This is a genomic window from Streptomyces sp. NPDC042371, from assembly GCF_056437465.1.
This window is the reverse complement of sequence record NZ_JBWKAP010000005.1, coordinates 510681-535393: the sequence shown is the minus strand read 5'-3', so window position 1 is coordinate 535393 and position 24713 is coordinate 510681. Positions and strand designations below refer to the sequence as shown.

At 72.2% G+C, this 24713-nt stretch carries 26 protein-coding genes; 9 read left to right on the top strand and 17 right to left on the bottom strand.

Features of this window, described 5'->3' with window-relative positions:
- Window positions 1-6: 6 nt before the first annotated feature.
- The 3 genes from AC068B_RS18475 to AC068B_RS18465 form a co-directional block, all read right to left on the bottom strand.
- Entirely contained in the window at window positions 7-1245 is a 1239-nt protein-coding gene (locus AC068B_RS18475; protein ID WP_478672603.1) for a GNAT family N-acetyltransferase, read from the bottom strand.
- 111 nt (window positions 1246-1356) lie between these two features.
- Window positions 1357-2382 (bottom strand): zinc-binding dehydrogenase, encoded by a 1026-nt coding sequence (locus AC068B_RS18470; RefSeq protein WP_478672737.1) that lies wholly within the window; start codon window positions 2380-2382, stop codon window positions 1357-1359.
- 140 nt (window positions 2383-2522) lie between these two features.
- Window positions 2523-3710, bottom strand: coding sequence for an NAD(P)-binding protein (locus tag AC068B_RS18465; RefSeq protein WP_478672601.1), 1188 nt, complete (start codon window positions 3708-3710; stop codon window positions 2523-2525).
- Between the two features lie 126 nt (window positions 3711-3836).
- On the opposite strand from AC068B_RS18465, the gene AC068B_RS18460 reads away from it, so the two are divergent.
- Entirely contained in the window at window positions 3837-4523 is a 687-nt protein-coding gene (locus tag AC068B_RS18460) for a pentapeptide repeat-containing protein (RefSeq protein ID WP_478672599.1), read from the top strand.
- A gap of 19 nt (window positions 4524-4542) precedes the next feature.
- On the opposite strand, the gene AC068B_RS18455 is transcribed toward AC068B_RS18460, so the two are convergent.
- Complete coding sequence (locus AC068B_RS18455) at window positions 4543-5043, bottom strand: hypothetical protein (protein ID WP_478672597.1); 501 nt, start codon at window positions 5041-5043, stop codon at window positions 4543-4545.
- 156 nt (window positions 5044-5199) lie between these two features.
- Here AC068B_RS18455 and AC068B_RS18450 point away from each other — a divergent pair, with 156 nt between their 5' ends.
- Window positions 5200-5823, top strand: coding sequence for a Uma2 family endonuclease (locus AC068B_RS18450; RefSeq protein WP_478672596.1), 624 nt, complete (start codon window positions 5200-5202; stop codon window positions 5821-5823).
- Window positions 5824-5868: 45 nt separating this feature from the next.
- On the opposite strand, the gene AC068B_RS18445 is transcribed toward AC068B_RS18450, so the two are convergent.
- Window positions 5869-6507 (bottom strand): response regulator, encoded by a 639-nt coding sequence (locus AC068B_RS18445; protein ID WP_478672595.1) that lies wholly within the window; start codon window positions 6505-6507, stop codon window positions 5869-5871.
- Complete coding sequence (locus AC068B_RS18440; RefSeq protein ID WP_478672594.1) at window positions 6504-7790, bottom strand: sensor histidine kinase; 1287 nt, start codon at window positions 7788-7790, stop codon at window positions 6504-6506. The genes AC068B_RS18445 and AC068B_RS18440 overlap by 4 nt, the downstream gene beginning before the upstream one ends.
- A gap of 214 nt (window positions 7791-8004) precedes the next feature.
- On the opposite strand from AC068B_RS18440, the gene AC068B_RS18435 reads away from it, so the two are divergent.
- The 4 genes from AC068B_RS18435 (at window position 8005) to AC068B_RS18420 (ending at window position 11945) form a co-directional block, all read left to right on the top strand.
- A complete protein-coding gene (locus tag AC068B_RS18435; RefSeq protein WP_478672592.1) occupies window positions 8005-8562 on the top strand; it encodes a GlcG/HbpS family heme-binding protein in 558 nt (185 codons plus the stop codon).
- A gap of 106 nt (window positions 8563-8668) precedes the next feature.
- Window positions 8669-9271, top strand: coding sequence for an ankyrin repeat domain-containing protein (locus AC068B_RS18430; RefSeq protein WP_478672591.1), 603 nt, complete (start codon window positions 8669-8671; stop codon window positions 9269-9271).
- Window positions 9268-10404, top strand: a complete 1137-nt coding sequence (locus AC068B_RS18425) for a YncE family protein (RefSeq protein WP_478672590.1) — start codon at window positions 9268-9270, stop codon at window positions 10402-10404. The genes AC068B_RS18430 and AC068B_RS18425 overlap by 4 nt, the downstream gene beginning before the upstream one ends.
- Window positions 10405-10511: 107 nt before the next feature.
- Entirely contained in the window at window positions 10512-11945 is a 1434-nt protein-coding gene (locus AC068B_RS18420) for a M1 family metallopeptidase (protein WP_478672588.1), read from the top strand.
- A 13-nt stretch (window positions 11946-11958) separates the two neighbouring features.
- On the opposite strand, the gene AC068B_RS18415 is transcribed toward AC068B_RS18420, so the two are convergent.
- From AC068B_RS18415 to AC068B_RS18395, 5 genes are all read right to left on the bottom strand, one after another.
- Window positions 11959-12471 carry a GNAT family N-acetyltransferase gene (locus AC068B_RS18415; protein ID WP_356266684.1) on the bottom strand — a complete coding sequence of 171 codons (513 nt, stop codon included), beginning with the start codon at window positions 12469-12471 and terminating at the stop codon, window positions 11959-11961.
- A 10-nt stretch (window positions 12472-12481) separates the two neighbouring features.
- Window positions 12482-13552: a hypothetical protein gene (locus AC068B_RS18410; RefSeq protein ID WP_478672587.1), complete on the bottom strand. Its 1071-nt coding sequence runs from the start codon at window positions 13550-13552 to the stop codon at window positions 12482-12484.
- Window positions 13530-13886 (bottom strand): PadR family transcriptional regulator, encoded by a 357-nt coding sequence (locus AC068B_RS18405; RefSeq protein WP_478672585.1) that lies wholly within the window; start codon window positions 13884-13886, stop codon window positions 13530-13532. Before AC068B_RS18405 ends, AC068B_RS18410 begins: the two co-directional genes overlap by 23 nt.
- Before the next feature lie 134 nt (window positions 13887-14020).
- A complete protein-coding gene (locus AC068B_RS18400; RefSeq protein WP_478672583.1) occupies window positions 14021-14398 on the bottom strand; it encodes a VOC family protein in 378 nt (125 codons plus the stop codon).
- Window positions 14399-14549: 151 nt separating this feature from the next.
- Window positions 14550-15125 carry a TerD family protein gene (locus AC068B_RS18395; RefSeq protein ID WP_055567315.1) on the bottom strand — a complete coding sequence of 192 codons (576 nt, stop codon included), beginning with the start codon at window positions 15123-15125 and terminating at the stop codon, window positions 14550-14552.
- Between the two features lie 171 nt (window positions 15126-15296).
- Here AC068B_RS18395 and arfB point away from each other — a divergent pair, with 171 nt between their 5' ends.
- Window positions 15297-15725, top strand: coding sequence for an alternative ribosome rescue aminoacyl-tRNA hydrolase ArfB (gene arfB / locus AC068B_RS18390; RefSeq protein WP_478672582.1), 429 nt, complete (start codon window positions 15297-15299; stop codon window positions 15723-15725).
- Window positions 15726-15746: 21 nt separating this feature from the next.
- On the opposite strand, the gene AC068B_RS18385 is transcribed toward arfB, so the two are convergent.
- A complete protein-coding gene (locus tag AC068B_RS18385; protein WP_478672735.1) occupies window positions 15747-16238 on the bottom strand; it encodes a flavin reductase family protein in 492 nt (163 codons plus the stop codon).
- A 515-nt stretch (window positions 16239-16753) separates the two neighbouring features.
- On the opposite strand from AC068B_RS18385, the gene cdgB reads away from it, so the two are divergent.
- Entirely contained in the window at window positions 16754-18391 is a 1638-nt protein-coding gene (gene cdgB / locus AC068B_RS18380) for a diguanylate cyclase CdgB (RefSeq protein ID WP_478672581.1), read from the top strand.
- 87 nt (window positions 18392-18478) lie between these two features.
- Window positions 18479-19456, top strand: coding sequence for a carbohydrate-binding protein (locus AC068B_RS18375; protein ID WP_478672580.1), 978 nt, complete (start codon window positions 18479-18481; stop codon window positions 19454-19456).
- 21 nt (window positions 19457-19477) lie between these two features.
- On the opposite strand, the gene AC068B_RS18370 is transcribed toward AC068B_RS18375, so the two are convergent.
- The 5 genes from AC068B_RS18370 to AC068B_RS18350 all read right to left on the bottom strand — a co-directional run bounded on the left by AC068B_RS18370 (window position 19478) and on the right by AC068B_RS18350 (window position 24653).
- A complete protein-coding gene (locus AC068B_RS18370) occupies window positions 19478-20326 on the bottom strand; it encodes a class II fructose-bisphosphate aldolase (protein WP_478672579.1) in 849 nt (282 codons plus the stop codon).
- 34 nt (window positions 20327-20360) lie between these two features.
- Window positions 20361-21296, bottom strand: a complete 936-nt coding sequence (locus tag AC068B_RS18365; protein ID WP_478672578.1) for a 1-phosphofructokinase family hexose kinase — start codon at window positions 21294-21296, stop codon at window positions 20361-20363.
- Window positions 21297-21421: 125 nt separating this feature from the next.
- Entirely contained in the window at window positions 21422-22600 is a 1179-nt protein-coding gene (gene nagA, locus AC068B_RS18360) for an N-acetylglucosamine-6-phosphate deacetylase (protein ID WP_478672577.1), read from the bottom strand.
- A complete protein-coding gene (locus AC068B_RS18355) occupies window positions 22600-23592 on the bottom strand; it encodes an ROK family protein (RefSeq protein ID WP_478672575.1) in 993 nt (330 codons plus the stop codon). Before AC068B_RS18355 ends, nagA begins: the two co-directional genes overlap by 1 nt.
- 167 nt (window positions 23593-23759) lie before the next feature.
- Window positions 23760-24653 carry an SIS domain-containing protein gene (locus AC068B_RS18350; protein ID WP_356266664.1) on the bottom strand — a complete coding sequence of 298 codons (894 nt, stop codon included), beginning with the start codon at window positions 24651-24653 and terminating at the stop codon, window positions 23760-23762.
- Window positions 24654-24713: the final 60 nt, after the last annotated feature.

Genomic DNA, 24713 nt, shown 5'->3' with positions numbered 1-24713 from the left:
GGGGTCCTAGAACTCGTCCACGGTGTGCGGCAGCAGCGGCGTGTGCAGTGCCGCGTCCAGTGCCGCCGCCGTGCCCGCCGTGTGCTCCGTGGCCAGGCCCGCCCGGATCAGGGCGTCGGTCTTCGTGCCGCCCAGATAGCAGGCCGCCAGGTCGCGCACGTCGAGGGTGAGGTCCGCGGGGTCCTCCGTCCTCTCGTACGTACACCCCTCGGGGGACGCCGTCAGGCGGTGGCGGCCCTCGTTGGCCGGGAGGCGGTCGTCGCGCACGTCCAGGACGACGTCCACCGGGGCGGCCCAGGAGCGAGCCTCCAACGCCCCGCGCACGTCGACGAGGCGGACCCACAGCGCCGGGAACTGGCCCGTGACGCGCACCTGGTCGCGGTCGGCGGCGAACAGGTGCAGCGGGTCGTCCACAGGGCGTCCCCAGGCGCGGATCAGGCCCGTCAGGTCGATCGACGCGAGATAGCGCCAGAGCGCGGCCGCGACGGCGGGCGTGTCCGCCTCCAGCTCGTCGAGCCGGACCAGGCCGGGGGCGTCGTCACGGGTCCTGGTGCGGTAGATCGCATAACCGGCGACCGGGCCACCGGGGTCGCCGACGACGACCACGCGGGGCGGCGACAGCTCGTCGTCCTCCTCGTCCTCCTCCACCAGCCACTCCTCGCGCCACCAGGACTCGGGGCGGGCGATGCGGCCCGCGCGCTCGGCGCGCGTGCGGTCGTAATACCCCCCGAGCAGGTCGGGCGCCTCGGACGGGTCGACCAGGCGGAGCGGGCGGTCGTCCGGGGTGATGCGCAGGGCGAGCGGGCGCCGGGAGTCGATCTCCACGGTGTGGCCGTGGGTGGCGGGGCCGAAGCCGAACCTGCCGTAGATCGCGTCCTCCGAGGCCCACAGGGACGCGATCGGGGCGCCGTCCGCCGCCGTGCGCGCGAAGAGCTCCGCGAGCATGCCGGAGAGCACGCCGCGGCGCCGGTGCGTCGGGGCCACGGACACGAACGTCAGGCAGGGGCAGGGCAGTTCGCCGCCGGGCACGGAGACGGTGAAGGGGAACGCCGCGACGAGGCCGACGAGTTCGCCGTTTTCGTACGCACCGATGCGGGTGCAGCCGCGCAGCAGGTCGTGGTGGTGCTTGCGCTTCTCGTCCTCCGGGTTCTCGTGGAAGACGAGGTAGGAGAGGGAGAGCGCGCGGTCGATCCCCGCCTCGGGGATGTCGCGGAACTGGACGGATTGGACGGATTCCATACCCATATAACGGACGGTAGTTCCCGGATGCCGTGCGGGCATCCGGATTTCGGGGCGGCGCCCGGTCCTGGCCTTCTCACTGTCCTGCGGCCCTCAGGGGATCAGGGGATCAGGGGATCAGGGGATCAGGACGACCTTGCCCATCGTGGCGCGGGATTCCAGGGCGCGGTGTGCCGCGGCCGCCTCCGCGAGGGGGAAGCGCTGCACGGCCGGGGTGAAGTGGCCCAGCGACGCGGCGGTGAGGGAGGCCAGCTCCAGGGTGCGGACCGGGTTGCCGCCGCCCGCCTTCCGCATCATCGCCGGGCCGAGAACGTTGAGCTGCGTGATGCCGCGCTCGGCCAGCTCCTCCTCGGTGAACCTCAGCTCCGCCCCGCCGTCGTCGGCCCCCGGCCCCTTGCCGGACCAGCCGAAGACGACGTGGGTGCCGCCGGGGCCGAGCAGGTCCACCGCGGCAAGGCCCGCCTCGCCGCCCACGCCGTCGAAGACGACGGTGGCCGCGCGTCCTTCGAGCTGCTCCGTGAGGTACGTGCGGACCTCCTCGGGCCACTTCGGGTCGGTGTAGTCCACGGCCAGGTCGGCGCCGTTCGCACGGACGCGGTCCGTCTTCTCCGGGCCGCCCGCCAGGCCGATCACGGTGGCGCCGCGGTGCTTGGCGTACTTCGTGAGGAGCGTGCCGATGCCGCCCGCGGCGGCGGGGACGACGGCCACGGAGTCGGCCGTCAACTTCGTGAACTGCAGGATTCCCATCGCCGTACGCCCCGTGCCGATCAGGGCGACCGCCTCCGCGGAGTCCAGCCCCTGGGGCACCTCGTGCAGACGGGACGCCTCGGTGACGACGCGCTCGGCGTAGCCACCGGGGGCGAAGCCGATGTGGGTGACGACGCGCTTGCCCAGCCAGTGCGCGGGGACGCCCTCGCCGAGTGCGTCGACGATGCCCGCGACCTCCCGGCCGGGGACGGTGGGCAGGGCGGGGAGTTCGGGCAGGGGGCCCTGTATGCCCTCGCGGATCGAGGTGTCCAGGAGGTGCACGCCCGCCGCCGACACGGTGATGCGGACCTGGCCCCTTGCCGGGTCGGGGGTCGCGATCTCCTCCAGGACGAGGTTCTCGGCGGGGCCGAAGGCGTGGAGGCGGATGGCGCGCATGGTCCGCGTGGCTTGCATGGCTTGCGTGGCCTGCATGGGGGCTCCTTGGTGGTGTTCCGATATGCCCCCCACCCTTCAACCTGAAGCGCACTTGAGGTCAAGAGCGGGCCTGAGCAGGTCTCTTGAGGTCAGGAGCAGCCTCACCTCGTCCTGAGGCCGAGCGTCGACCTCGTCAGCGCCAGCGACACCGCCTCCACCGCGCTGTTGAACGACACCTCGGACAGCAGCCCCGGGGCCGCCACCTGGTCGCCCACCAGGTAGACGCCGTCGCCGCGGTCGATCGCGGGGCGGTCCCGCCAGGTCGTGCCGGGGCGGTCCACCGCGCCCGTACGGCCGTTGGCGACCGAGGCGCGGTGCCAGGTCAGGCGCTCGCGCCAGCCGGGGTAGCCGAGGTCGAGCAGGTGCTCGGCGTGGGCCACGCCGTCCGCCTTGGTCTCGTCAGGGGAGAGGGGGACCTGCGCCTGCACGAGCTGCTCCCCGGCGGGGGCGAGCGTGCGGTCCTGGGCGGTGAAACGCTCGACCCAGCCCGTCCTGTCCAGGTCGGAGACGGCGAAGAGGTCGCCCCGCCGGGAGCGGAACGCCACGTCGACGAGCGTGGTGCGGCCGCTCTGCCAGTGCAGGGACTCGTCGCCGAGGAGCCGCCGGGCCGCGTCGAGGGACGTCGCGACGATGACCGGGCCGTCCTGGGGGAGGTCGGAGAGGGCGTCGACGCGGTCCAGGGTCTCCGTGCGTACGCCCATGTTCCAGGCGAGCGCGGCCATGCGGTCGACGACCGAGCCCCAGCCGCCGCGCGGATAGTGCGCCTGAGGGGGCAGCTTGGTGGTGCGGCGCAGGCGCTCGTGCACGAAGCGAGCGGACAGCGAGCCGGGGTCGTGGTGGAAGGTGGCGACGGCGACGTAGTGCGCGGCGGCGCGTGCGCCCTCCTCGCCGACCTCCTCCGTGGCCCACGCCATGAAGTCGCGGTCGATCGGGGCCTGTTCCGTCCTGCGGCGCAGCAGCTTGAGCATGGCGAGGGGCGGGGTGCGGCGCAGCACGCCACCGTGGAGCAGGCGCAGGCGGGCGCCTTCGAGGGGCGGGATCGGGGCGAGCGGGCCGATCAGGTCGCGCTGCTTGAGCCAGGTCCATTGGGGGCCGCCGCTGTAGAGGGCGTGCGGGCCCTCGTTCGTCTTGTACGTGCCTTCGGAGGTGCGGGCGCGGCCGCCGAGGGTGTGGTGGGCCTCCCGGAGGGTCACGCGGGCGCCGGCCTCGGCGGCGCTGATGGCGGCGGTGAGACCGGCGAGGCCGCCGCCGATGACGGTGAGTTTGAGGCTTGGCCTGGTGGTGGGCATGGAGGTGGGCTCCCTCGGGGCGGATGCTTGGGCCTGTTCGGGCTTCACCTCTTGGACGGATCGGGGTGGGCCGGATGTGACATCGGGGCGGCGGGCGTTGTCAGTGCGGGGGTGCACGATGGGGGGATGGCTCAGAGGACGAAACCGGTGCGGGTGGTCGAGGCGGCGCGGCGGGCAGCGGTGCGGTTGCCTCCGCTCCGGCCCTTCGAGGGCGGGGAGTTGCGGCCCGACGGGGATTACGACGGGGTGGAGTTCCGTGAGCTCGACCTGGGCGGGCAGGACGGTGGCGGCGCCCTGATCATGGACTGCGCGGTGACGGGGTGCGCGGTCGACGAGACGCGGCTGGTCAGGGCGCGGTTCGTGGACTCCGTGCTGACGGAGCTGCGGGGGGTGGGGACCGACCTCGCCGAGGCGTCGTTGCGGGACGTGGAGGTCGTCGACGCGCGGCTCGGGGGCGTGCAGTTGCACGGGGGCGTGCTGGAGCGGGTCGTGGTGCGCGGCGGAAAGATCGACTACCTGAACCTGCGGAAGGCGCGCCTGCGGGACGTCGTGTTCGAGGGGTGCGTGCTGGTGGAGCCGGACTTCGGGCAGGCGTCGCTGGAGCGGGTGGAGTTCCCGGGCTGTGTGGTGCGGGGGGCCGATCTCACGGGGGTGCGGATGACGGACGTGGATCTGCGGGACGCGGGGGAGCTGGACATCGCGCGGGGGATCGAGCGGCTGGCCGGAGCGGTGATCAGCCCGACGCAGCTGATGGAGCTGGCACCGGCGTTCGCGGCGCAGGCGGGGGTCCGGGTGGCGGCACCCGGGGCGTAGCCAGGCCCCCCTCCGGGCTCTAGTCGGTGCGGGGGAAGCGGGACAGGAGGGACCAGATCGCGGGGTTGTCCGCCAGGGTGTCGTGGAGGTCGGTGAGGTCGGCCACCAGGTCGTGGAGGAAGTCCCGGGCCTCGCGGCGGAGCGCCGTGTGGGAGAAGGTCAGCGGCGCGTCGTCCGGGTCCATCCAGTCCGCCTCGATGTCCACCCAGCCGAAGCGGCGGGCGAACAGCATGCGGTCCGTCGACTCGGTGAAGTCGAGCTCCGCGTACTGGGGGCGGGACGCCCGGCTGCCCATCGGATCCTGGTCGAGCGCCTCCACGATGTCGCACAGCGCCCACGCGAAGTCCAGCACGGGAACCCATCCCCAGGCTGTGGACAGTTCCCGGTCCGCCTTGGTGTCCGCCAGATACACGTCCCCGCAGAACAGGTCGTGGCGCAGGGTGTGGACGTCCGCGCGGCTGTAGTCCAGCTGGGCGGGGTCAGGGAAGCGGCGGGAGAGCGCGTAGCCGATGTCGAGCACGGGGTCGATGGTGTCATGGTCCGGGCGGGTGGGTGGGTGTCACGCCTCTGACCTGCAGAAACGATGCCGCTTGCGCGTTCGAGTGACGGTTTCCGGTTCCGTCGGAGCGATGAGCCCTAGGCTGACACTGTCGCGCTGAGCGAAGGAGGTTCCGTCATGGCAGCACTGCCACTTCCGGAGTACGAGCCCTGCCAGGAGTTCGACCCCCGGTCTCTGGTGAGTCTGGTCGAGGACCGGATGCCCGCCATGCCGGTGGAGGAAGCCTTCGTCATGTTCAGCGCGGTTGCCCCCAAGGGGTGGCGCGTGGAGTTGATCGAAGGGGAGATCCACGTGACGCCTCCGGCCAATGGGGAACACGAAGAGATCGTGTCGGAAATTACCGGGCAGGTGCGGGACCACCGGAAGGATCTGGGGCGCTACACGGGGATCGGGCTGTACGTGCCGGGGGCCTCGGTGAGCGGTCAGGTCGAGCCGGATCTGGTGCTCGCTCCCAAGGGGAGCTTCGACAACGAGGAGAAGTACCACGACGCCTCGTCCGTCCTCCTCGTGGCCGAAGTCACCTCCAGATCCACCGGCGACAACGACCGCCACAAGAAGATCCTCGGCTACGCCCGCGCCGGTATCCCCGTCTACCTGCTCATCGACCGTGAGGCGGGAAACGCCGTGCTGTACACGGAGCCCGCGGGCGAAGAGTACGAGCGCCAGGGGATCTTCAAGCTCTCCAAGGTCGTCCCCCTCCCGGAGCCTCTCGGCTTCGAACTCGACACCGGCGAGTTCTGAACCGGCACGTTCCGACCGGCGGGTCTTGAACCCCGGTACGGGGCCTCATGGCAGGAGGCGTTGTTCCTTTGCTACCGAGACCGCGCCCGCTCGGGTGTCCACGCCGAGCTTGTCGTAGATGCGGCCCAGGTGGGTTTTCACCGTGGCCTCGCTGATGAACAGGGCGCGGGCGATGTCGCGGTTGCCGAGGCCCTGGGAGAGCTGGCCGAGGATGTCGCGTTCGCGGTCGGTGAGGGTGGGGTGGGGGGCGCGCATGCGGGCCATGACGCGGGAGGCGACCGGGGGTGAGAGCGCGGTGCGGCCCTGGGAGGCGGCCTGGATCGCGGAGAAGAGTTCCTCGGGGCGCTCCGCCTTGAGGAGGTAGCCCGTCGCGCCCGCCTCGATGGCGCGGGTGATGTCCGCGTCCGTGTCGTAGGTGGTGAGGACCAGGACGTGGGGGGTGGGGGCCGGGGCCGACGTGATGCGGCGGGTGGCCTCCACGCCGTCGATGCCCTCGCCCAGCTGCAGGTCCATCAGGACCACGTCCGGCGTCAGTTTCGCGGCGAGGGCGACCGCCTCCTCGCCGGTGCCCGCCTCGCCGACCACCTCGATGCCGGGTGCGCTGCCGAGCAGGGCGAGGAGTCCGGCGCGCACGACGACGTGGTCGTCGCAGACCAGCAGGCGGACGGGTGCGGTGTCGGTCACTGTGCCTCCAGCGGGGTCGATACGGTCGGGATCGATACGGAAAGGACCGCGCCTTCGCCGGGCGCCGACTCGATGGTCAGTGTGCCGCCGAGCTGGTGGGCCCGGGCGCGGATCGCGGGGAGGCCGTGTCCGCGTACACCCGCGGCGAGGCCCGTGGTGGGCGGTGGGGTGAAGCCGCGGCCGTTGTCCGCGATGTCCAGGACCACCTGGTCGTCGAGGAGGGTGAGGGTGAGCGCCGCCGTGGTCGCGTCCGCGTGTTCGCGTACGTTCGCCAGCGCGCCCTGCGCGATCCGCAGGAGCGCCGAGCTGACCCGGTCGGGCAGCGGCGCCGGGCCGCCCTCCGCGTGGAACCGGACGGTGAGTCCCGCGCCGGACTCCCGCTCCGCGAGGGACCGCAGCGCCTGGGCGAGGCCGCCGCCGTCGGCGAGGTCGGCGGGCGCCAGGTCGTGCACGAAGCGGCGGGCCTCGGTGAGGCCGAGTTCGGTGATCGACTCGGCGGTGCGGACGTGGGTGCGGGCCTTGGCCGGGTCGGTGTCCCAGACGCGGTCGGCGGCCTGGAGCAGCATCTGCTGGCTGGACAGGCCCTGCGCGAGGGTGTCGTGGATCTCCATGGAGAGGCGCTGGCGTTCGGCGAGGGTGCCTTCGCGGCGCTCGGTGGCGGCCAGTTCGCGGCGGGTGCGGATGAGGTCGTCGATCAGTTCGCGCTGGCGGGCGGCCTGGCGCTGCATGTACAGGAAGACGGCGGCCGCGACGGCTGCCCAGGCGGGCGGCGCGAACAGCAGTATCGGGTCGAAGCCGCCCGCTAGTTCCAGCTGTGCGACGACCACGAACGCGGTCAGGACGGCCACCAGGAACAGGGCCGCGCGCGGCGGCAGCGTACGCAGCCCGGTGTAGAAGAGCGGCACCGCGCACCACGCGAAGCTCGGCGCGAGTATGACGATCACGACCCAGACGGCCACGACGAGGCTCAGCCAGATCAGGCGGCGCGGCGCGGTGGGGCGGGCGCCCACGGTCGGCCCGAGCACGTAGAGCAGCGCGAGGGAGACCGAGAGCGCGATGATCCACGGGGTGCGGGGCTCGCCGGGGTGCCGCATCAGGAAGCGGGCCAGCGAGGACCCCAGGAGCAGGAAGAACGCGGTGTGCATGACGGCCGCGAGCCAGCGGGCGTCGGGGTCGGGCGTGCGGGGGTCGAGGCCCGGAGTGCGGGGGGCCGGACCGGGCGTGCGGGGGGCGGGGCCGGGCGTGCGCTGTCCCACGGCGGCGCCTCCTTCTCGTACTGCCATCTCGTACAGCCATCCTGAACTGGGCAAACACCCTCATTGTGGCCCGCCTGGACCCCGAGGGGGTCAACCGATCGGTTGACCCGGGTGTCGGCCGAGTCGCGCGCGGCGTCGAGCCGGTACGTCGAGGGGTGGGCCCCGGGTGCGGCCACAGGATGGAGAGCAGAGGCAAGAACCCCTCGAACGCCGCACGAGACCATCACCCCAGGAGCCCCCGATGCAGAAGCTCTCCCGCCGCACCCGCGTCCTCACCGTCGCCGCCACCGCCGCCGTCCTCGGCGCCGGTACCTTCGGCGCCGTCTCCGCCACCGCCGGTACCCCCGACGCCGCGACCAAGGCCGCCGTCACCGCCGACGCGGGCAACAAGAACCTCACGCAGTCGACGCACCTGACCGTCGCCGCCGCCACCAAGGCCGCGCAGGCCACCCTCGACGCCGCGAAGAAGGAGAACCAGCGCGTCTCCGTCGCCGTCGTCGACCGCAACGGCAACACCATCGTCGAGCTCCGCGGCGACGGCGCGGGCCCGCAGTCCCCCGAGTCGGCCGTGAAGAAGGCGTACACCGCCGTCTCCTGGAACGCGCCCACCTCCGAGCTGACCAAGCGCCTGGAGCAGGCCCCGACCCTGAAGGACATCCCCGGCACCCTGTTCCTCGCCGGTGGCGCGCCGGTCACCGCCAAGGGCGCGCCGGTCGCGGGCATCGGTGTCGCGGGCGCCCCGAGCGGCGACCTGGACGAGAAGTTCGCGAAGGCGGGCGTGGCGGCGCTCAACCGCTGAGACGATCCCGAACGCTGAATCGCGCTCGCCGAGCCCCATGCCGCACAGGCTGTTCCCGGCCCCCGCGCCCGTCCGCGCGGGGGCCCGCACGACGAGGAGATCCGCCATGAACACCACCGCTGCCGACCGGCGGCTGCTCGACGCCGCCCGGTCGGGGAACGCCGCCGAAGTGACCGCAGCCCTCGACGCGGGCGCCCGCGTCGAGGCGCGTGACACCGAGCTGCGCAGCCCGCTGCTGCTCGCCGCCACCGGCGACCACGTCGAGGCCGCCCGGGTGCTCGTCGCCGCGGGCGCCGACGTCGACGCGCAGGACCACCGGTCCGACAGCCCCTGGCTGGTCACCGGCGTGACGGGCAGCGTCGCCATGCTGCATGTGCTGCTGCCCGCGGGGCCCGACCTGAAGCTGCGCAACCGCTTCGGCGGGATCTCCGTGATCCCCGCATCGGAGCGCGGCCATGTCGCGTACGTACGGGAAGTGCTGCGCGTCACCGACATCGACGTCGACCACGTCAACGACCTCGGCTGGACCGCCCTCCTGGAGGCCGTGATCCTCGGCGACGGCGGCCGCGCGCACCAGGAGATCGTCGAGCTGCTCCTCGCCGCGGGCGCCACGCCGGACCTCGCCGACCGGGACGGCGTCACCCCGCTCGCGCACGCGGAGCGGCGCGGCTTCGACCGCATGGCGGAGCTGCTGCGGAGCGCGTCGTGAAGGCGCCCCGGCGGGCGCTGGCCGCCGGGACCGCCGTGCTGGCCGCCGCCGTCCTCGCGGGCTGCGGCACCGGCGGTACCGGCGGCACCGGCGAGGCATACGCCCAGGAGGCCCCCGAGCCCGCCCGCGCCACCGCAACCCTCCCCGCCGCGACGAAGACCCCCGAAGGCACCCTCCTGGTGGCCGACTTCGGCTCCGACACGGTGACCTTCGTGGACCCCGAGAAGGGCCCCATCGACTCGGTGCAGGTCGGGAAGGCCCCCTACGGGCTGACGGTCGGCGAGGACGGCCGCGCCTGGGTGGCGACGGCCGAGGGCGTCGCCGTCGTCGACATCGCCGCCCGCAAGAGAGTCGACCGCATCCCGTACGAGACGGAGACCGGCCCCGTCACGACGGGCGAGTACCGCGGCGGCGGCATGGGCATCGCCCTCGCGCCCGACGGCGAGCACGTCTACGTGGGCGTCAACGTGCCCGACGGGAACGGGGTCCTGGAGATCATCGACACGGGCGAGCGCGAGGTCACCGACACCGTGCCCGTGGGGCGGCGGCCCTTCGACGTCGACGTGTCGAAGGACGGCCGCGAGGTCTACGCCACCGACCACGACTCCTTCGACGTGACCGCCGTACGCGCCGACTCGTTGAAGCCGCGCCGCATCGAAGTCGCCCCCTACGGCACCGAGGGCGGCCTCGGCTCCTGGCTGAAGCCGCACTACACCGCCGTACGGCCGTCGGACGGCAAGCTCCTGCTGCCTTTCGAGGGCGAGAAGCTCGTCGTGCTCGACCCGCGCACCGGCGAGTACGACGTCGAGAAGGTGACCGCCAACACGCACCAGCACGGCGCGACGGTCACCGACGACGGCACGCTGTACGCGGTCGGCACCGGGCCCATCGACCCGGACGCCGACGAGGGGCCCTCCCTGACCGTGCGGACGAAGGACGGCAAGGAGCGGGTGATCCCGCTGGACGGACCGCACGAGGACGTCGCCGTGTCCGCCGACGGCCGCACCGCGTACGTCACGGGCGGCTTCACGCGCGACGGCTACTGGAACGGGATCTCGGTCGTCGACACGGAGGACGGGTCCGTACGCCGACTCCCCGCGGGCGAGCGGCCGTTGGGTATCGCGGTGCTCTGAGCAGTGCTCTGAGCAGTGCGCTGAGCGGTGCGCGCGCGGCCGCGGGCTCCCGCGTACGAGGGCCTGATACCGCCCTGCTCCGAACATTTGCCGCATAAGATCACCGCGTGGAACTGCGATCCCCGGCCGTCCGAGCCGCCACCGTCACCTGCGCCCTCGCCCTGCTCGCCACCGTCAGCGCCTGCAGCGGCGCGGGCGTCGACGGCACCCCCGGCGCGGACGGCGTGCGCGACCCGTACTTCCCCAAGCAGGGCAACGGCGGCTACGACGTGGCGCACTACGGCCTGACCCTCGGCTACGACCCCGAGGCCCGGCACCTCACAGGGACCGCCGACATCACCGCCCGCGCCACCAAGAACCTCAGCTCCTTCAACCTCGACCTCAAGGGCCTCGACGTCTCCGGCATCACCGTCGAGGGCAAGGCCGCCCGGTTCCAGCGCGCGGGCCAGGAGCTGAGGGTCCGCCCGGCCGACGACCTCGACCGGGGCGAAACGTTCCGCGCGACCGTCCGCTACTCCGGTACTCCGGAGACCATCACGGACGAGGACGGCTCCAAGGAGGGCTGGCTCAAGACGGCGGACGGCGCGGTCGCGCTCGGCGAGCCGAACGGCTCGATGAGCTGGTTCCCCGGCAACCACCACCCGAGCGACAAGGCCTCGTACGACATACAGGTCACCGTCCCCAAGGGCCTCAAGGCCGTCTCCAACGGCGAGTTGACCCGCGAGTCGACCAAGAACGGCCGCACCACCTTCGCCTGGCACAGCGCCGAACCGATGGCGAGCTACCTGGCGACCGTGGCCATCGGCGACTACGAGATGAAGACCTCCACGACGGATTCGGGGCTGCCCGTCGTCAACGCGGTCGCCCCGGACGAGGCCAAGGCGAGCAAGAAGGTCCTCGCGAAGATCCCGGACATCATCGAGTGGGAGGAGTACAACTTCGGCCCGTACCCCTTCTCCTCGACCGGCGCCACCGTCCTCCGCAAGGATGAGGCGGAGTACGCCCTGGAGACGCAGAACCGCCCCACCTACCCCGGCGCCCCCGAAACCGGTCTCGTCGTCCACGAGATGGCCCACCAGTGGTTCGGCAACTCCGTCACGCCCAAGACGTGGCGGGACATGTGGCTCAACGAGGGCTTCGCGACGTACGCGGAGTGGCTGTACGAGGAGGACCACGGGGGCGACAGCGCGCAGGAGACCTTCGACGCGCTCTACGAAGACGACTACTTCGAGGACGACGAGGACAACGAGGCCGTCTGGGCCTTCCCGCCCGCCAAGCCGACGAGCGCCGAGCACATCTCCGACTCGCCCGTCTACGAACGCGGCGGAATGATCATCCACAAGATCCGCAAGGCCGTGGGCGACGACACGTTCTACGACATCGTGCAGGGCTGGACGAAGACGTACCGGCACAAGAACGCGGACACCGAGGACTTCACGGAGTACGTCGAGGAGCACGCGGGCGGCGAAGGGGCGCGCAAGAAGGTCGCCGCGATCTGGGGCGACTGGCTGTACGGGGAAGGCAAGCCGGACAAGCCGTAGCGCGGCCAGGGCCCTAGGCGAGCGCCTTGCGCAGGACCGCGCACGGCCGGTGCAGGGCGCGGTCTTCGCGGTGCCCGATGACGAGATAGCCGAGCGCGGTCCAGAAGCGCAGCGCCTTGGGGTTGTTCTCCAGGACGGCGAGGCGCACGGCGTCGTGCCCCGCGGCACGGAACCGCTCCTCGACGAGTGCCGTCAACTCCCGCCCCACGCCCGTGCGGTGCAGGCCCGCGTCGACCATGAGCAGCCCGATCCAGGGGTCGGGGTCGGTGGGGTCCGGGTGGCGGGCGAGGGTGATCGCGACGCCCGCGAGCCGTCCCCGCGAGCGCACGAGCAGCACCTCGGCGTCCGGGTGCGCGAGCTCGTCCGCGAGGGCCTTGGCGACCTGCTCGACGCGGATGTCGTCGGGGTCGGGGAAGTCGCCGCTGAGCGCGAAGAACTCACGGTTCGACGCGTACAGCCCGGTCACCTCGGTGAGGAGGTGGCCGGGCAGGGCGCCGTCGACGGCGACGAGTGGTTCGAGGATCATGCGGGGCAGGCTATGGCCTGGGCGCTTCCAGGGCCGCGCGCTGCTTGCGCAGGGTGCGCCATTCGCTCACCGCACCCCAGGCCGAGCAACCGAACGCGCCCACGAAGCAGGCGACCCAGCCGGAGGAGCGCCCCTGCGGGTCGAGCATCCTGTCGACGGTGAGGACACCGAAGAGCACGGCCGAGGCCAAGGCGCCGTAGAACTTCTGGCGCGTGATGCGCTCTTGCCTGCGCGGGCCCTCGGAGAGCCGCAGGGCGTAGATCTCGACGTCACCGAAGGCGTCCTCGGCGCGCCCGCTCCCGGGGGCCGCGGCGAGGTGCTGGCGCACTTCCTTCACGTGGGCGCGGGCCTCGGCGGCCTTCATGCCGTGCCGCCCGCGCAGCAGGCCCTCCAGACGGGTCAGCCACCGCTCGTCGTCGGGGCCGCCGTCCGGGCGGGCCGGGGTGAACCAGCGGTCGATCGTGGCTTCGGGGAGCCGGAACGCGGCGACGCACAGCAGGGCGCCGCACACCATGAGGACCGGGGCGGGCACGCGGAACAGCCGCTCGTCGGGGAGCACTTCGATGAGGGCGATCGCGCCCGCCAGGGCGACGGCCGCGCCCGCCAGGAACCACCACATGCCACGGAACAGCCCGGCGGCGCGCGCGACGAAGGCGACGCACCCCGCCGAGACGCCCACCGCGATCCCCGTGAAGCCCGCGACCGCGGACCAGCTCACGCCGACCCACAGGCCGTCCTGGATCCAGGCCAGGCCGAAGAGGGCGAACAGGAGGAACCCGAGGGAGCCGAGCGAGGCGGCGATCCGCTCCCCGGGGCGCAGCCCCCGCGTGTCGATCCCGGCCCGGTACCGCTCGCTGACCCGCTCGGCGGCGGCCGTACGGGCGTACGCGGCGGGGTCGCCGAACACTTCCCGGGCGGGCTGCCCGGCTTCCTCGACGAGCTGATGGGCCTCGGCGAGGATCTCGTCGGCGAATCCGACGGGCGCGTCCTCGTCGAACGCGAGCCGCACCTGGACGGCGTCGGCCCAGTCCTGGTCCTCCTTGCGCGCCCAGCTGAGCTCAGGCGCAGGTGTCTTGCTCATGTGCATCCCCCTTGGCGGGCAGGAGCGAGTCGACGGTCCGGGAGAAGTCCCCCCACGCGGCCTGGTCACGCCGCAGCCTCGCTCGCCCCTCCTCGGTGATCCGGTAGTACTTCCGCCCGGGGCCGCCGTCACCGGCGCCCCACTCGACCTCGACGGCGCCTTCCTCTTCGAGGCGCGCGAGTGCGGGGTAGAGGGTCGCGGCCTTCACCCCGTCAAGCCCGGCGTCGCCGAGCCTGCTGAGCAGGGCGTACCCGTAGCTCTTCGGCTCGCCGTCGAGGATTCCGAGCAGGCAGAGGGGGAGCGCGGCGCGGGTCCAGGCGGTGGGTGCGGCCACGGGGTCCTCCTTTTCGACGGGTTCGGCGCTTCCGACGGGTGCTCTAGTCGGCGTCTCTGACTATTACAGTATCCAGAATAGTCGGGCTCCTGTAAATCCCGGGGGACGGTCCGGGGGTGGGCCGAGGGGCGGGATCAGTGGCGGACCAGGCAGAACGGGTGGCCCGCCGGGTCCGCGTAGACGTGCCAGGAGGTGCCGCCCGTGTGCTCGTCGAGCAGGACCGCGCCTGCCGCGATGAGCTGCTCACGGGGGGCGTGCAGGTCGGACACCTGGAGGTCCAGGTGGAACTGCTGGGGGGACGTCGGGTCCTGCCAGCGGGGCGGGACGTGGTCCAGGGCGCGCTGGAAGGCCAGGACCTGGCCCGTGGGGGTGTGCAGGGTCGCCCATTCGGCGTCGGTGGACCAGCGGGGGTCCGGTTGGTTCACGGTGCCGCCCAGGACCGTGCGGTAGAACTCCGCCAGGGCCGTGGGGTCGGGACAGTCGAGGACCACGCATTGCAGTTCGGCGATCATGGCGGAGAGCGTAGGGGAGGGAAGGGGCGGAAGCGGCGGAAGAGGTGGAAAGGGGCGGGCGCAGGAACGCCGAAGGGCCCCGGCGGCACTGCCACCGGGGCCCCTCGAACTTCCGGCCGATCTCAGCCGGTCACGTCCCGCGGACGCTCGCTCAGACGTTCACGCCGAAGTCCTGGGCGATGCCGACCAGGCCCGAGGCGTAGCCCTGACCGACCGCGCGGAACTTCCACTCCGCGCCGTTGCGGTACAGCTCGCCGAAGACCATGGCGGTCTCGGTGGCGGCGTCCTCGGAGAGGTCGTAACGCGCGATCTCCGTGCCACCGGCCTGGTTGATGATGCGGATGAAGGCGTTCCGCACCTGGCCGAAGTTCTGCGAGCGGTTCTCGGCGTCGTAGATCGAGACCGGGAAGACGATCTTCTCGATGTCGGCCGGGAGGCCCGCGAGGTTCACGTTGATCTGCTCGTCGTCGCCCTCGCCCTGGCCCGTGACGTTGTCACCGGTGTGGACGATGGTCTGGTCCGGCGTCGCCTTGTTGTTGAAGAAGACGAAGTGACCGTCCGAGTAGACCTTGCCCTCGGTGTTCACCGCGATCGCGGAGGCGTCCAGGTCGAAGTCGGTGCCAGTGGTGGTGCGGACGTCCCAGCCGAGGCCCACGGTGACGGCGGTCAGGCCCGGAGCCTCCTTGGTGAGCGAGACGTTGCCACCCTTGGACAGGCTTACTGCCATTGTTGGGAGTCCCTTCCCTCGTTGCATTCGTACGGGCTTCGTACTGGGGACGAAGCTACCGTCACCCCTAACAACGCGGACCAGGGTCCCCAGGGTTCCACATCGCTTTACTTTCTTTACTCGCGGGAAAAGAGCGTGACGTGAGCCCGACAGACGCGGGACCATAGGGGCATGTCCGGTCCCCATGTCATCCGCGGCTCCGTCTCCCTGCCCGAGGCCGAGCTCATGTGGCGTTTCTCGCGGTCGTCAGGGCCGGGCGGGCAGCACGTGAACACCACCGACTCCCAGGTCGAGCTGCGGTTCGACCTCGCCGCCACCGACGCGCTCCCCGAGGTGTGGAAGCAGCGGGCCCTGGAGCGGCTCGAGTCCCGGCTCGTCGACGGCGTCGTCAGCGTGCGGGCGAGCGAGCACCGCTCCCAGTGGCGGAACAGGGAGATGGCAGCCACCCGGCTCGCGTCCCTGCTCGCCGAGGCCACCGCCCCGCCGCCCAGGCCGCGCCGCGCCACGAAGGTCCCTCGCGGCATCAACGAACGCCGTTTGCGCAACAAGAAGCAGCGCGGTGACACCAAGCGGGGCCGCTCGGGCAAGGGCTGGGGCTAGCGCCCCTGACAGGGCGGGGCTTCAGTCCAGCTGGCGGTAGCGGCCCCGGAAGTACGTGAGGGGCCCACCCTCACCGCTCGGCAGCGACGCGGTCAGCACGCGGCCGATCACCAGCGTGTGGTCGCCCGCCGGAACCGTCTGCTCCGTGCGGCACTCCAGCGTCGACAGCGCGCCGCCCATCAGCGGGGCGCCCGACGCCGCACCCCGTACGTACGGGATGTCCTCGAAGAGCAGCCGGTCGCTGATCCGGCCCTTCATCGCGAAGCGGCCCGCGATGTGGCGCTGGCTTTCAGAGAGCACCGACACCGCCCACAGCGGCTGCTCGGCCAGCAGGTCGTCCATCCGGGAGCCCTCGCGCAGGCTCACCATGACCAGGGGCGGGTCGAGGGAGACCGACAGGAAGGCCGTGGCCGTCATGCCCACGTCCTCGCCCGCAGGGGCGGTCGGGTCGTCCGGGTCCAGGCCGGGCTCGCGCGCCGTCACCAGGACCACACCCGCGGCCAGGCGGGACATCGCCGCGCGGAACTCGTCGTTGCTCACCCCATCAGCATGCCCATCCGATGACGGGAGGCGTGGGGAAGGCGGGGCCGGGAGAGTCTTCAGTACGTGAGCCACATCGTCGAAGCTAGCCGGTGCGTGCCCCCTGAAACATCGGGCTGTGGGCCCAGAGGAGTCCTAGGACCGACGGCGGACACGAGCGCTTGCGCGGGCCGGGTTGCGCGGACCGGGTAAAGACTTCAGCGGACTCGGCAAAGTTGGCACGCAGTGCCGCGCGATGCGGTGGACTAGTCCAAGGGACTGGACCAACGGCGGCTTCTCACCTGTGACTTGAGTCACAGGACCCATATTTTGTTGACCCTGTGTACCGGGTGGGCAGCTCGCTGTGATTCAGTGACGGTGGCAATAAGACACTGAGGGCACAAAGGCGCAAGGTCATCGAAGACCATCGCCGACAGAGGTCCACACCGAAGAACACTGCGGGCGCTGCGCATCCTGGAGTTGCTGTCGAGGTCTCGGGGAGAACGAGCATGGAGACCGAGTCGGAGCCGTACGTCCGTCTTGCGACCCTGCGGCAGCTGCACCAGGTGGTAGCGGAGCTGAACACGGCCCGGAGCCTGGCGGACACGCTGCAGACCGTCGCCGACGGCGTCGTCAACGGCCTTGGCTACGAGCTGGCCTGCGTCAATCTCGTGCGCCCCGACGGCGACCTGGTCGTCGCCGCCTTCGCCGGCAACCCCTCCGCAGAGGCCCTCATCACCGGACGCGTCGGCTCCCGCGACGCCTGGGAGCGCCGCCTCGCCATGGGCGAGGCCTGGGGGGCCCTGCGCTTCATCTCGTACACCGAGGGCTGGGTCCTCGACGACGACGACGTCCCGCAGTGGTACACGGAAGGGCCCGAGCCCCGCTTCGAGGACGAGTGGCACCCCTCGGACCGCCTCTTCGCCCCCATGTACGCGACCGGGGCAGCCGGTGGCGAGCTGCTCGGCGTGATCTCCGTGGACCGGCCGCGCAACGGCCGCAGGCCCGGCGCCTGGGGCCGCGAGGCCCTGCAGATGTACGCCTTCCAGGCCGCCATCGCGATCAGCAACGCCCGCCTGCGGGCCAACATGCAGCGCGCCCTGGTCCGCTTGGAGCGCGAACAGCAGGCACTGCGGGCCAGCGAGGAGAGCTTCCGGCAGGCCTTCGAGTACGCGCCGTCCGGCATGGCCATCGCCGAGATGGGCGGCGACCAGCACGGGCGGATCCTGCGCACGAACGACGCGCTCTGTCGCCTGCTGGGAAGGCCCGCGTCGGCCATGCGGCGCTACTCGTTCTCCGACCTCGTGCACCCCGAGGACATCGGCACGCTCCTGCGCACCTCCGCCGAGGGCGGCCGCGCCGAACTGCGGCTCGCGCGGCGCGACGGGACGTACGTATGGGTGTCGCTGCGCAACTCCGTCGTCGCGGACGCCGCCGACGGGCCCCGCTTCCTCCTCACGCACGTCGAGGACATCGAGGACCGCAAGCGCCGCGAGCTGCAGCTCGCCCACCGGGCCAGCCACGACTCCCTCACCGGACTGCCCAACTCCGCCGAGCTCCGCGCCCGCCTCAGCGCCCGCCTCTGTCGCAGGCCCCACGCGGGCCAGCCCAGCGCGGTGGACTCCCTGGACGCCGCCTACGAACACGGCTTCGACTTCGGGCACTCCTCGCACCAGCAGGAAGAGGGCTTCGACCACCACGTGCACACCGTCGCCCCCGAGGGCGGGGACGACGACGTGGACGACGGCACGAAGGGCCTCGCGGTCCTCTTCTGCGACCTCGACGGCTTCAAGTCCATCAACGACCGGTTCGGCCACCACACCGGCGACGCCGTCCTCATCGAGGTCGCGAGGCGCCTGACCAGCGGGGTCCGGGACGGGGACACGGTGGCGCGGCTCGGCGGCGACGAGTTCGTGGTCCTGGCCGACGGACTCGGCCGCGCCGACGCGCAGGACCTCGCCGTCCGGCTGCGGAACGCGATCATCCCGCCGATCCGGGTCGACGGAAGGGCCGTGCGCGTAGGGGCCAGTTTCGGCATCGGATGGGCCCACTGCGGGATGTCCGCCGACGAAGTGTTGCACTCCGCTGACCAGCGGATGTACGTGGAGAAACGGTCACGTGCCAAGCAGCACAGGCGGGCCGGATAACGACCTGGATGAGGTCAACGCCACCCCTTGGCCGTACTGGGACCGGGTAGGCTCCCCGCGTCAGCGATGTGAGGGAGTGACCAGGGAATGACGCCCGGCAATAACGGCGAGAACACGCCGAGCGCGCCGCAGGGCGACGACGATCCGTTCGGCTACCTGTACGAGGACGGACAGGCCGCCGGCGCGACCCCGCCCAGCGGTGGGGGCGGCTACGGGTACCCGGGTCCCCGGTCCTCGTACAACCAGGTCAGAGCGGTCGGCGACCGGCGCCCGGCGTACGGCCAGCAGACCTACGGCGGCCAGCAGGTCCCGCAGCAGACCCAGCAGCAGGCCTACGGCCAGCCCAACGCCCACTACACCGCCCCCGAGGCGCAGCCCGGCGGTGCGCCCGTCGGGTCGCCCCAGTACGCGCCCGCGGACGGCGGCCGCGGCAGGGGCCCCAACACCAAGGGGCTGCTGATCGCCGCCATCGCCGTGGTGGCGGTCGTCGCCATCGGCATCGGCGCCGCGATGATCTTCGGAGGCGGGGACAAGAAGGACGAGGGCGCGGACGCGGGCGGCAAGCCGTCGCAGGCCGAGTCCGTGCAGCCCAGCGAGAAGCCGGAGAAGAAGCCCGACAAGAAGGTCAAGCTGCCCAAGACGGACGCGAAGGCCCTGAAGCTGGAGGGCGGCACGAGCACGGCCTCCGACATCGAAGGCGCCAAGGCCGCCGGCGGGGTCTACGTGGCCGGGTTCGACAAGGTCGGCGCCCAGGTGACGTGGACCGTCAACGGCATCCCCAAGGCCGGGGCGTACAGCCTCCGCGTGAACTACGGAGTCCCGGGCAAGGACTCCAACGCCACCATCCTCGTCAACGGCAAGAAGCAGACTCGTCCCCTGAACATGAAGAACTTCGCGCACGGGGAAGAGGGGAACTGGGAGAAGGGCTGGACCAACACCTGGGCGGTGGTCCAGCTCACCAAGGGCACCAACACCGTCACGCTCACCTGCGCCCAGAGCGACCTGTGCGGGACGACCGGGGCGAACATCGACCAGATGTGGCTCGTAGAGGGCAGCAACGGCTGACTACTGGTCACCCGGTAACGGCTACTTCAGCAGCCCCAGGAACCCCGCCACCGTCCCGGCCATCGCCTCGCGAGCCGGGGCGAGGTATTTCCGGGGGTCGACGCCCGTCTCGTGGGCGCCGAGGTAGGCGCGCACCTCGCCCGTGAACGCGGTGTTGAGGGCCGTGCCCACGTTGATCTTCACCATGCCGGACGTGATGGCCTGCCGGATCTCGTCGTCCGGCACGCCGCTCGAACCGTGCAGCACCAGGGGCACGGGCACGGCCGCCGTGAGGGAGCCGATCAGCTCGTGGTCCAGGGCCGCCGTGCGCTCCGTCATGGCGTGCGAGGAGCCCACCGCCACCGCGAGGGCGTCCACGCCCGTCTCCGCGACGTACGCGGCCGCCTCCGCCGGATCGGTGCGCACCCCCGGCGCGTGCGCGTCCAGCGGGGCCTCACCCTCCTTGCCGCCCACCTTGCCGAGCTCCGCCTCGATCCAGATGCCGCGCTCGTGGCCCCAACGGACGGCGTCCGCCGTCGCCTTCACGTTCTCGCCGTACGACAGCTTCGACGCGTCGAACATCACCGAGCTGAAGCCCTCGGGGTGCGCGGCCCGCAGCAGCTCGACGTCCATCACGTGGTCCAGGTGGAGCGCGAGGCGGGCCGATGAGGCGCGGGCCACCGCCGACGTCGCCGCCGCTATGGCGGACAGGCGGCCGCCGTGGAACTTCACCGCGTTCTCGGATATCTGCAGGATCGCGGGGGCCCCGGCCCGCTCCGCGCCCAGCGCGACCGCCTCCGCGTGCTCCAGGGTGATGACGTTGAACGCGGCGACGCCGTGACCCGCGGCGCGGGCCTCCGCGACGAGTTCGCCGGTGCTGACCAGTGGCACGGTGCTCCCCAATTGCTGTAGGCGGTGCGGTGGTTCAGGCCGCGGTGACCTGCCCGGTCACCGCGACACGAGGCAGCAGATCTCTGTACGTCGAGGGGTCGAACTCACCCGCCACCGGCGCCACCACCGTCGCGGCCGACAGGGCCACGGCGCGGGCCAGGCGGTCCGGCCACGGGAGGCGCTCGGCCAGGCCGGAGAGCAGCCCCGCGACCGCCGAGTCGCCCGCGCCGGTCGGATTGCCGCGCACCCGCTTCGGGGGCCGCGCCCGCCAGCCGCCGTCCGCGGTCACCGCGAGGAGGCCGTCGGCGCCGAGCGAGGCGACCACGGCGTGTGCGCCCCTGCGGCGGGCGTCGCGGGTGGCCTGTGCGGGCTCGTGGGAGCCGGTGAGCTCGGCGAGCTCGTCCGCGTTGGGCTTGACGATGTCAGGGCGGGCGGCGACGCCGCGGCGCAGCGGCTCCCCGCTCGTGTCGAGCAGGACGGGGACACGGGCGGTCCGTGCGGACCGTATGAGGCTGGCGTACGCGCCTACGGGGACGCCGGGGGGCAGGCTGCCGCACAGGGCGACCGCGGTCAGGCCCTTGCGGTGCACCAACTCCTCGTAGGAGTCCAGGAAGGCGGTCCACTCGGCGGGGGTGACGGCCGGGCCCGGCTCGTTGAGCTGGGTGGTGTCGCCGGTCGCCGCGTCGACCACGGCGAGGGTGCGGCGGGTGGCGCCCGCGACCGGGGCGAGGGCGTCCGTGAGGTGCGGTTCGGCGGCGAGGCGCTCGCGCAGGGTGCGGCCGGTGTCGCCGCCCGCGAAGCCGGTGATGGTCACGTCGTGGCCGAGGGCGGCGAGCACGCGGGCGACGTTCAGGCCCTTGCCGCCGGGGCGTTCGGTCACCTCGGTGACGCGGTGCGAGGCGTGCGGGGTGAGGGCGGGGACGCGGTAGGTGATGTCGAGGGCCGCGTTCAACGTGACGGTGAGGATCACTCGTACCACCCCCGAAGTACCTGTACGTGCGGCGTTTTCAGGGTTCTGATCATGCCAAACAGAAGGCGGTTGGCCCAGAGGTGAGGGCCAACCGCCTTGAGTTCAGGAGGGGTTATCAGAAGGGGTTAAACGGGCTCAACCACCCATTCGCCCTTGCGCATCACGCCCTTGATGTCGAAGGACGCGTCCAGGACCACCAGGTCCGCGTCCTTGCCGGGCTCAAGGGAGCCCACCGTGTCGTACTGACCGAGGAGCTTCGCCGGGTTGGCGGAGATGGCGCGGACGGTGTCCTCGACGGACAGCCCGTCCACGGTCACCGAGCGCTTGAACGCGCGGTCCAGGGTGAGGGTGGAGCCCGCGATCGAGCCGCCCTCGACGAGCCGCGCCACGCTGTCCTTCACCTCCACCTCCAGCGGGCCGAGCATGTAGCGGCCGTCGCCGAAGCCCGCCGCGTCCATCGCGTCGGTGATCAGCGCGACGCGGGAGGCGCCCGCGTGGTGGAAGGCCAGCTCGAAGGAGGCCGGGTGGAGGTGGGTGCCGTCGTTGATCAGCTCGACGGTGATCCGCTCGTCCTCCAGGAGGGCGGCGATCGGTCCTGGGACGCGGTGGCCGAGGCCCGGCATGGCGTTGAAGAGGTGCGTCGCGACGGTGGCGCCCGCGTCGATCGCCTCGACGGTCTGCTCGTACGTGGCGTCCGTGTGGCCGATGGCCGCGATCACGCCGTGCTCGGCGAGCAGCCGCACGGAGTCCAGGCCGCCCGGGAGTTCGGTGGCGAGCGTGACCATCTTGGCGTGGCCGCGGGCCGCGTCGACGAGCTTGCGCACGTCGGCGGGGTCGGGGTCGCGGAGCAGCGTCTCGTCGTGGGCGCCCTTGCGGCACGGGGAGATGAACGGGCCCTCGAAGTGGATGCCCGCGAGGTCGCCCTGCTCGGCGAGCTCGGAGAGCAGCCCGGCCCGCTGGATCAGGAAGTCCATCTCGCCGGTGACGAAGGACGCGACGACGGTGGTCGTGCCGTGCAGGCGGTGGGTGTGGATGCCCTTCAGCACGTCCTCGACGGTGCCGGAGGTGAAAGAGGCGCCGCCGCCGCCGTGGTTGTGGATGTCGACGAAGCCGGGGACCACCCAGTGGCCGGTGAGGTCGAGGGTCTCGGCATCGGCGGGAGCTCCCCCAAGCTCTCGGCTGCGCTCGAGCAGGGAGGTACCCCCATCGCCGATACGCGAGCCCTCCACGATGACTCGGCCGTTCGTGAGGGTCCCGGTGGGCAGTACCACCTGTGCACCGGCGAGAACCTTGCTAGTGGCCATCAGGTGGATACCTCCGTGGGGTCCGTGTCAGTGGGGGTGGGTGCGGTGTCGGCGGGGGTGGTGGCGGTCTTCCGGTCTACGAGGTCCCAGGCCAGCAGGCCCGCGCCCAGGCAGCCCGCGGTGTCGCCGAGGGCCGCGGGGACGATCTCAGGGAGCGTCTGGAACTGGACGATGCGTGCCGCGACGGCGGCCCGCAGCGGCGTGAACAACGTTTCCCCGGCCTCGGCCAGACCGCCACCGATGATCAGCGTGTGCGGGTCCAGCAGAGTGAGGGCGGTGAGCAGACCGTCGGCCAGGGCGTCGACGGCGTTCCGCCAGACCTCCTCGGCCCGCGGGTCGCCGGACTCCACGGCCTTCGCGCAGTCCGCGGCGTCCGCCTCCGGGTCGCCGCTCGCCTCGGCCCACGCCTTGCTGACCGCGGACGCGGAGGCGAGGCGCTCCAGGCAGCCGTGCTGGCCGCAGCCGCAGGGCGGGCCGCCGGGGCGCACGACGATGTGGCCGATCTCGCCTGCCGAGCCGTGGGCGCCGGGTTCGATGGCGCCGCCGATGCCGATGGCGCCCGCGATGCCGGTGCCCAGGGGGACGAACAGGAACCGGTCTGCGCCCTTGCCCGCGCCGATGCGGCCCTCGGCGAGGCCGCCCGTGCGGACGTCGTGGCCGAGGGCCACGGGGACGCCTTCCAGACGGGCGCTGAGGAGGTCCCGCAGGGGGACGTCGCTCCAGCCGAGGTTGGCCGCGTAGACGGCTGTGCCGCGCTCGGCGTCGACGATGCCGGGGACGGCCACTCCTGCCGCGGCTGCGGGCTCGCCGAAGTGGGCGATGCCGTGGGCGCGGAGGGCCGCGGCGAAGTCGAGGATGCTCTCGACGACTGCGTCGGCGCCGCGGTCGCGTCCTGTCGGGCGGCGCGCCTCGTGCAGCAGCGTGCCGTCCGCCCCTACCAGGGCGGCCTTCATTCCGGTGCCGCCCACATCGAGGGCGATGACGTGTCTCACGGGGGACAGTCTCGCGCGTCACCCGTGAGAGGTCTAGTCCACTTCGGGTACCCGTGTCGGGTCCAAGGTCCTTTTCGGGTGACCTGTCCGCTTGTGGTCTGCCCCGGAGAGGGGCGCGACGGGGGCGCCGGTCACGTCTTCCGCCGTTCCGGGCGCCCCCGCCAGAATCAGCTGAGGATCACGCTCCGCGTCAGGTTGCGCGGGTGGTCCGGGTCGTAGCCGCGGGATTCCGCGAGGGCCACGGCGAGGCGCTGGGCGCGGATGAGGTCGGCGAGCGGGTCCGACTCCTGGCGGGCCACCAGTTCGCCGCCGACCCGGGACACGTCCGCCGCCAGACCCTCCGGCAGCGTGCCGAACATCCAGGCCACCCGGCCGGGGCCGGTGATGGAGATGGGGCCGTGGCGGTACTCCATCGCCGGGTAGGACTCCGTCCACGCGCCCGCGGCCTCCCGCATCTTCAGCGCCGCTTCGAGCGCGAGGCCGTACGTCCAGCCGCGGCCGAGGAACGTCCACTGTTCCGCTTCGACCACCGACGCGGGCAGCGGCTCGGTCACCGCGAGCTCCGCGTCGACCGCCGCCTCGTCGAGCGTCTTCAGGCCGGGTATGTGGCCGAGCCCGGCCCGCAGGAAGGCGAAGGCCGTCGTCGCGAAGCGGGTCTGGACGACCGACTCCTCGTCCGCCCAGTCCAGGACCGCCACCGCGTCCGCCGCGTCCATGACGGGGGTCTTCGGGTCGGCCGTGAGCGCGAGCGTCGGGACCGTGCCCTTCAGGCGGGTCAGGAGGTCGAGGACCTCCGTCGTCGTGCCGGAGCGGGTGATCGCCACGACGCGGTCGTAGCTGCGGCCCGCCGGGAACTCCGAGGAGGCGAACGCGTCCGTCTCGCCGAGGCCCGCCGCCTCGCGCAGCGTCGCGTAGGCGATGGCCATGAACCAGGACGTCCCGCAGCCGGTGACGGCGACCCGCTCACCGGGCCTGGGCAGATCGTCGAAGGCGGCGGCCGCTTCCACCGCCCGGCGCCAGCATGCGGGCTGGGTGGCTATTTCTTCTGCGGTACGCGACATGCGCCGAGGCTCCTCGTCAGTGCGGTACTGGTGCGGGATTTCCGTTGTGCTGTGCATGAA